The sequence below is a fragment of the Nonomuraea indica genome, from assembly GCF_002850745.1.
Taxonomy (GTDB): Bacteria; Actinomycetota; Actinomycetes; order Streptosporangiales; family Streptosporangiaceae; genus Nonomuraea; species Nonomuraea indica.
On record NZ_KZ559466.1, the window covers coordinates 333693 to 341174 of the forward strand.

Annotated in this window: 5 protein-coding genes; all 5 read right to left on the minus strand. The window is 75.0% G+C overall.

All coding sequences use genetic code 11. From position 1 onward, the window contains the following. Window positions 1-4: 4 nt before the first annotated feature. Window positions 5-1060 (minus strand): phospho-N-acetylmuramoyl-pentapeptide-transferase, encoded by a 1056-nt coding sequence (gene mraY, locus CXR44_RS01535; RefSeq protein WP_101783005.1) that lies wholly within the window; start codon window positions 1058-1060, stop codon window positions 5-7. Beyond that, entirely contained in the window at window positions 1057-2496 is a 1440-nt protein-coding gene (locus CXR44_RS01540; RefSeq protein ID WP_101783006.1) for a UDP-N-acetylmuramoyl-tripeptide--D-alanyl-D-alanine ligase, read from the minus strand. Before CXR44_RS01540 ends, mraY begins: the two co-directional genes overlap by 4 nt. Further along, window positions 2493-4025, minus strand: a complete 1533-nt coding sequence (locus CXR44_RS01545; protein ID WP_101783007.1) for a UDP-N-acetylmuramoyl-L-alanyl-D-glutamate--2,6-diaminopimelate ligase — start codon at window positions 4023-4025, stop codon at window positions 2493-2495. The genes CXR44_RS01540 and CXR44_RS01545 overlap by 4 nt, the downstream gene beginning before the upstream one ends. Before the next feature lie 37 nt (window positions 4026-4062). Next, window positions 4063-5793: a peptidoglycan D,D-transpeptidase FtsI family protein gene (locus CXR44_RS42290; RefSeq protein WP_483870009.1), complete on the minus strand. Its 1731-nt coding sequence runs from the start codon at window positions 5791-5793 to the stop codon at window positions 4063-4065. Between the two features lie 1088 nt (window positions 5794-6881). Further along, on the minus strand, window positions 6882-7482 hold a 601-nt coding region (ftsL, locus tag CXR44_RS01555; RefSeq protein ID WP_219601630.1), incomplete at its 5' end, for a cell division protein FtsL.

The window sequence follows — 7482 nt, forward strand, 5'->3', positions numbered from 1 at the left end:
CGGGTCACCTCGGCATCCACTCGAAGTAGAACAGGCCGAGCCCGAGGGCCGAGCAGAGCATGGCGATCAGCCAGAAGCGGACCACGATCGTGGTCTCGGCCCAGCCCTTGAGCTCGAAGTGGTGCTGCAGCGGCGCCATCCGGAAGACCCGTTTGCCGGTCAGCTTGAAGGAGCCGACCTGGATGATGACCGACATCGTGATGATCACGCAGAGGCCGGCCAGGATGATCAGCAGGAGCTGGGTGCGGGTGGCGATGGCCAGGCCCGCCAGCACGCCGCCGAGCGCCAGCGAGCCGGTGTCGCCCATGAAGATCCGGGCGGGCGGGGCGTTCCACCACAGGAAGCCGATCAGCGCGCCGAGCACGGCCGCGGCCACCACGGCGAGGTCGAGCGGGTCGCGTACCCAGTAGCAGTTGGGGCCGAGCTGGTCGATGCAGTTGTTGCGCAGCTGCCAGTTGCCGATCAGGACGTACGCGGCGAGCACGACGCCGGTGGCGCCGCTGGCCAGGCCGTCGAGGCCGTCGGTGAGGTTCACCGCGTTGGAGAAGCCGACGATCATGATCAGGACCCAGACGGTGAACCCGACGATGCCGATCGACGGCCCGAAGTCGCGCAGGAAGGACAGCCGGGGCTCCGCGGGGGTGATGCCGTAGACGTTGGCCTGCTGGGTGACCATCACGGCGAAGACCGCGCCGACGACGAGCTGGCCGAGAGCCTTGGCGCCGCTGCGCAGGCCCAGGCTGCGCTGCTTGTAGATCTTGATGAAGTCGTCGAGGAAGCCGACCGCGCCGAGCCCGGTCATCAGGAACAGCACGAGCATCCCGGAGACGGTCGGCGGGGTGAGCGTGGCCGCGTGGGAGCCGCCGTAGGCGAGCAGGGAGGCCAGCACGATGACGGTGCCGCCCATGGTGGGGGTGCCCCGCTTGCCGTGGTGCCCGGACGGGCCCTCCTCGCGGATCTCCTGGCCGTAGCCGCGCCTGGAGAACAGCCGGATGGCCACCGGCGTGCCGAGCATGGAGAGGATCAGGCCGATCGCGCCGGCGATGATGATGTTGGTCACTGGGGGGCACCCCCGAGCAGCAGCTCGGCCGTCCTTTCGAGACCCATCGCGCGCGGGCCCTTGACGAGCACCACGTCGCCGGGCCGCAGCCAGGCGCCCACCTGGGCCGCCGCGGCCTGCGCGTCGGGCACGTGGACGATCGGGAGCGCCTCGCCGTCGCCAGGCGACATACCGGAAATGTCCGGCGAGACGGCGGACGGGGCCCCCGCGGCCGCGGCGGCCCCCTCCAGGACCGGCTCCGCGTCGGGGCCGGCCACGACGAGACCGGACAGGCCGGAACCACCCGCCAGGCGGCCCAGCTCCTCGTTGAGCGCCGCGCCGTCCTCGCCCAACTCGCGCAGGGCGGCGATCACGGCGAAGCGCCGCCGCCCCTTGCCGAGCGCGCCCAGCGCCTCGAACGCGGCCCGCATCGAGTCGGGGTTGGCGTTGTAGGCGTCGTTGACGACCGTGACGCCGTCGGCCCGGTCCGTGACCTCCATCCGCCACCGGCTGCGCGGCGTGGCCTCCGACAGCTCCTCGGCGATGGTGGCGACGGGCAGGCCCAGCTCGTAGGCGGCGGCCGCGGCGGCCAGGGAGTTCTCGACGGCCGGGGTGCCGTACAGCTTCAGCTTGACCGGGGCGGCGCCGGAGGGGGTGTGCAGCGTGAAGGAGGCCCGGCCGCGCTCGTCCACGGTCACGCCCTCGGCGCGGATCGCCGCGTCCTCGCCGCGCCCGTACAGCGTGACGCGGGCGGCGGTGCGCGCGGCCATCGCCCGCACCAGCGGGTCGTCGGCGTTGAGCACGGCGACCCCGTCGCGGGGCAGCGACTCGACAAGCTCGCCCTTGGCCTGCGCGATGGCCTCCTTGCCGCCGAACACGCCGAGGTGGGCGGTGCCGACGTTCAGCACGACGCCGATGCGGGGCGGCGCGATGCGGGTGAGCGCCGCGATGTGACCGATGTTGCGCGCGCTCAGCTCCAGGACCATGAAGCGGGTGTCGAGGTCGGCCTTGAGCACCGTCAGCGGGTGGCCGATCTCGTTGTTGTAGGAGCCGACCGGCGCGATGGTCGGGCCGATGCGCGCGGTGAGCCGGGCCAGCAGGTCCTTGGTGGTCGTCTTGCCGGCCGATCCGGTCACGCCGATCACGGTGGCGTCGGGCAGCGCCGCCGCCTGCGCCGTGGCCAGGCCGGCGAGCGCGGCGGCCTGGTCCGGCACGATCACCGCGGGCGCCTCGACCGGCCTGCTCGCCAGCACCGCGACGGCTCCGGCCCGGACCGCCTGGGCGGCGTAGTCGTGGCCGTCGACGCGCGCGCCCTTGAACGCGACGAACAGCGATCCCGGCCGGACGTCACGCGAGTCGATCACGACGGGACCGCGGACCACCGCCCGGGGGTCGGCCTTGCCTGACAGGGCGCCCGAGGTGATCTCGGCGATCCTGGCCAGGGGCAACGGGATCATGCGTGCTTCCTGCTTTCCTTGCGTGCGGCGATCGCCTCGGCGACGACCTGACGGTCGTCGAAGGGGATCACTTCGCCTGAGATGTACTGGCCCTGCTCGTGGCCCTTGCCTGCCACGACCACCACGTCGCCGCGCTCGGCCCGGCCGATCGCCAGGTCGATCGCGGCCGCGCGGTCAGGCTCAATGATCACATGAGCGCGGTCGTGCTGCGGAACGCGGAGCGCTCCCTCCATCATCGCGGCCAGGATCGCCAGCGGGTCCTCGGAGCGGGGATTGTCGCTGGTGAAAATCGCCACATCGGCCAGCCGCGCCGCGGCCTCGCCCATCAGCGGGCGTTTCCCGGCGTCGCGGTCGCCGCCGCAACCCAGCACGACCGTGAGGCTGCCCGCGGTGACCTCGCGCAGCGAGCACAGCACCGACTCGACGGCCCCGGGCTTGTGCGAGTAGTCGACGACGGCCTGGAAGTCCTCGCCGGGCCCGGTCACCCGTTCCATCCGGCCGGGCACGCCGGTCAGGGAGGCGACGCCGTGGACGGCCGTCTGCAGCGTCACCCCGGCCTCGACCAGGGTGACGACCGCGCCGAGCGCGTTGGCGACGTTGAACGGGCCGGGCAGCGCGATCTGCGCGTCGGCCTCCACCCCGCCGGGACCCACCACGCGGAACGTGCTGCCGTCGGCGCCCAGCCGGGTGTCCAGGGCCCGCCAGTCGGCCGCCGGGTCGCCCAGCGCGGAGAAGGTGGTCATCGGCACCTTGGCCCGCGACAGCAGCTCGCGGCCGTACGGGTCGTCGACGTTGGTCACGCCCACGCGGCTCATCTCCGGCTGGAACAGCCGGGCCTTGGTCGCGAAGTAGTCGTCGAGATCCTTGTGGAAGTCGAGGTGGTCCTGCGACAGGTTGGTGAACAGGGCCACGTCGTAGAAGACGCCGTCGACCCGGCCGAGCGCCAGCGCGTGGCTGGAGACCTCCATGGCGGCGGCGGTCACGCCGCGCTCACGCATGAGGCCGAACAGGCCGTGCAGCTCCGACGCCTCCGGAGTGGTCAGCCTGGCCGGGAAGTGCTCCTCGCCCACGCGGATCTCGACGCCGCCGACCAGCCCGGCCGTGTGCCCGGCGGCGCGCAGCCCCGCCTCCAGCAGGAACGTGGTGGTCGACTTGCCGCTGGTGCCGGTGACGCCGAGCACCTGGATGTCGTGCGCCGGCTGGCCGTACACCCAGGAGGCGACCTGCCCGAGCAGGGCGCGCGGGTCGGGCACCACCAGCACCGGCAGCCCGGTCGCCGCCGCCGCCTCGCGGCCCGCGGGGTCGGTGAGCACGGCGACGGCTCCACGTGCCAGCGCCTCGGCGGCGAAGCTCGCGCCGTGCACCTGGCTGCCGCGCACGGCGACGTAGAGGTCGCCGCGCGTGACCTCGCGGGAGTCGATGGTGACGCCGGTCAGCGCGGCGTGGGGCGACCTCGGCGAGCCGGACTCGGCGTCGAGCATGGTCGCGAGCCCCGTCAGCGGACGGGGCGAGGTGGTCGTGGGACGCATGGACGGGGGACGCACGGCGGCAGCGTACCTTTCCCTGTCACTGTCCCGCGCGTGTCCGCGCTGGAGGCGCGGCCGAACCGGTCGGCGGGATCTTCCTGCTCTTGATGGCGAACGTCATCACATCCTTGAACACGGGCGCGGCGACCTGCCCGCCGAAGTGACCGTTCTTCGGGTTCTGCAGCACCGAGAGCACCACCAGGCGGGGCGCGTCGGCGGGGCTGAAGCCCGCGAAGGAGGCCGTGTAGCCGTCGTAACGGCCGAGTTGCTGATCGTAGCGGTCGGCGGTGCCGGTCTTGCCCGCGACCCGGTAACCGGGGATGGCGGCCAGCTCGCCGGTGCCCTGCGCGCTCACGGCGGACTCCAGCATGGTCGTGATCTCCTTGGCGGTCTTCTCGCTCACCACCCTGGTCTGCTTACCGGGAGGCGCCGGGACGAACCTGCCGCCCGTGTCGGTGGTGCCCGCCACCAGCTGCGGCTCCACCTTGACCCCGCCGTTGGCGATGGTCTGGTAGACGCTGGCCATCTGCAGCGCCGTCACCGACACGCCCTGGCCGTAGGCGACCGTGCAGCTCTGGCTGCCCGACCAGCCCTTGTGGTCGGGCAGCAGCCCGGCTCCCGCGCCGGGCACGCCGCCGCCCGGCCGGCTGCCGAAGCCGAACGCCCTCAGCATCTCGTACAGCTTCGCGTCGCCGATCTTGCGCGCGGCCATGATGGTGGCGACGTTGCTGGACTGCGCCATCGCCTCCTGGAACGTCATGGCCTGCGGCGGGTGCGGGTGGGCGTCGCGCAGGGTCCGGTCGGCGCACCGGATGTTGTCCTTCACGTGGAAGACCGTGCCGGGCGTGACCGCGCCCGCCTCCAGCGCCGCCGCGGCGGTGATCACCTTGTTGGTGCTGCCCGGCTCGAACACGTCGGAGGCTGCGCGGTTGATGTACAGGTCGGGGGACGAGCGGCGCCAGTTGTCCAGGTCGAGCTCCGGGGCGTTGGCCATGGCGAGGATCTGGGCCGTGCGCACGTCCATGACGATGACGGTGCCGCTGCTCGCGCCCGACTTCTCGACCTGCTCGGCGAGGGTGCGCTGGGCCGCCCACTGGATGTCGCGGTCGATGGTCAGCCGCACGTCGCGGCCGTCGACGGGGGCGGTGCGCTGGCTGCTGGTCATGGGGATGCGCTGCCCGTCGCGGCCGGTCTCGGCGCGCAGCTCGCCGTCACGGCCGGCCAGCAGGGAGTTGCGGGCGGCCTCGATGCCGCCGAGCCCCTTGCCCTCGTCGCCGACGAACCCGATGAGGCTGCCCGCCAGGTCGCCGCCCGGGTAGAGGCGGCGGTAGGTCCTCTTCTCGGTCAGCGCCGGCACGCCCGCCTTGAGCAGGCGGTCGGCCACGACCGGGTCGACGTCCCTGGCCAGCAGCTGGTAGCGGGTGTCGACCCTGGCGAGCTTGGCGGTCATCTCCTGCTCGGGCTTGCCGAGGTGGCGGGCCAGGACGGCCGCGACCTTGGGCCGGACGTCGGCGGGCACCTTGCTGGGGTCGATGGCGACCTCGCGTGCCTCGACGGTCACGGCCAGGGCGTGGCCGCCGGCGTCGGTGATCGTGCCGCGCTTGGCCGGGATGACCTCCTTGTGCAGGCGCTGGCCGGCGGCGGCCGCCTCGTAGACCTTGGAGTCGAGGCCCTGCATCTGGATGAGCCGGCCGGCGAAGATCGACAGGATGAAGGTCATGCCGATCAGCCCGATGTTGATGCGCCGCCGGGGGTTGCCGAGGCGCAGCACGAGGGGCGGCTTGGGCGGGCGCGGGGGCGCCGGGGGCCTGCGGGGCGGCCGGGGGCCGTCGCCGCCGCGCCCCGGCCGGCGCTCGTCGCCGTCCGGCCACGGGCGCCAGGCGTTCCAGCCGCGGCGGGCGCCGTCCCGCGGCTCCCACCCCTCCCGTGCCCGGCCGGCCGCCTCATCCGACCGCGTACGGCCATCACGGGCCCGGCCGGCCGCCTCATCCGACCGCGTACGGCCATCACGGGCCCGGTTGGACGCCTCATCCGACCGCGCACGACCGTCGCGAGCCCGGCCGGACGTCTCGCCGGACCTGGTGCGGGAGGAGGCGGACTCCGACCGCAGGCGGTTGTCACGGGCGCGGCCGGAGGCGGCGGCGGGTGCGGCGCGGGTGCGGCCGCGCCCGTCGTCCTGGCCGGGGCGGGCACGGGGGGCGTCGGCGTCCTCCCGCGGGGCACGCTCGCGCCCGCGGTCGTGCCCGTCCTGCCGCGCCCGGCCGCGTGCGCGCTCGTCGCCGGCCTGCGGGAGGCGCGCCCCCGCCCGGCCGGTCTCACCGCTCCTGCGGGCGCCCTCGGCCCCGTCGTGGCGCGCGCGCCCGCCGGGGCGGGGGCCGTCGCCGTCCTCCGCCCCCCGCCCGCCCGCCGGCTCGTCCCCCGTGCGCGACCGCCGCCGGGCGGTCCCGGCGGGGTCGTCCGCACCGCGCGGCCGCCGTCCGGCGCCCTCCGCCTGCTCGTCACCCGTACGCGACCGCCGTCCGGCACCCGCCGGCTCGTCACCGGCGCGGGGTCGCCGGGTGCCGCCGCGTGGCTCGTCGTCGCCGGGGTGCCCGCCCGCGTCGTCCCGTGGCGGGCGCAGACGCCGGGCGTCGGCCGCGGGCCCGCTGCCGAAGGGCAGGTCGAACGGGTCGGGCTGCTTCCTCGGGTTGCGCGGCTCGCGCCGCTCGTCGGGCGACGGCCGTCCCGTCCCCTCCGAGCGCGCCGAGCCGCCCTGCCGCCCGGGACCGCCCGGCCGACGACGAACGGCGCCGGCCCCTCCCTGAGAGCCGGCGCCGCCAGCGCCGCGGCCGGGCCCCTGGCCCTTGCCGCCTGTCTCCCTCACCGCGTCCGGCCCACCGCACCGGACTCCGTGCCGGAGTCCGCGCCGGCCTCGGCGCCGGACCGCGCACCGGTCTCGGTCCCCGTCGTGGCGCCCACCTCAGCGCCGGTCTCGGCACCGGTGCCGGTGCCGGTGCCGGTGCCGGTCGTGGCGCCGGTCTCGGCACCGGGCCGCGGGCCCGGGTCCGCACCGCGCCGCGGGCCGGGCTCGGCGCTCTTGCCGGGCAGCGGCGCGTCGTCGTCGACAGGCAGCGGGTTGATGCCCGTGTCGCGGGTCAGACCCTGCTGCTCGGCCTGCGTGGCGATGGCGTCGGGCTGGGTCGCCCGCTCGTTCTCCTGGCGCAGGTAGTCGTTGTGCCGGCGCGCGTTGGCGATGTCCTCGCGAAGCTCGCCGGCGGTGATCGAGTCGCGCGCGAGCACGGTGTTGAGCAGCAGCAGGCTCATCAGACCACCGCACAGCAGCCCGACGACGAGCAGCACGAACGGCGCCCGCTGGCGTCGCCGCGCGGGCCGGCGCTGCGCCGCCGGACGGGGGGCGCGCAGCCGGGCGTCGCCGGTCCCGCCGCGGGCGGCGGTGTCGGCGGCGGGGCTCGGCGGCGGC

What these genes read in the sequence shown, in the direction of transcription:
- CXR44_RS01540 (WP_101783006.1), bottom strand. Translation starts at nt 2,496, where the DNA reads ATGATCCCGTTGCCCCTGGCCAGGATCGCCGAGATCACCTCGGGCGCC.
- CXR44_RS01545 (WP_101783007.1), bottom strand. Translation starts at nt 4,025, where the DNA reads ATGCGTCCCACGACCACCTCGCCCCGTCCGCTGACGGGGCTCGCGACC.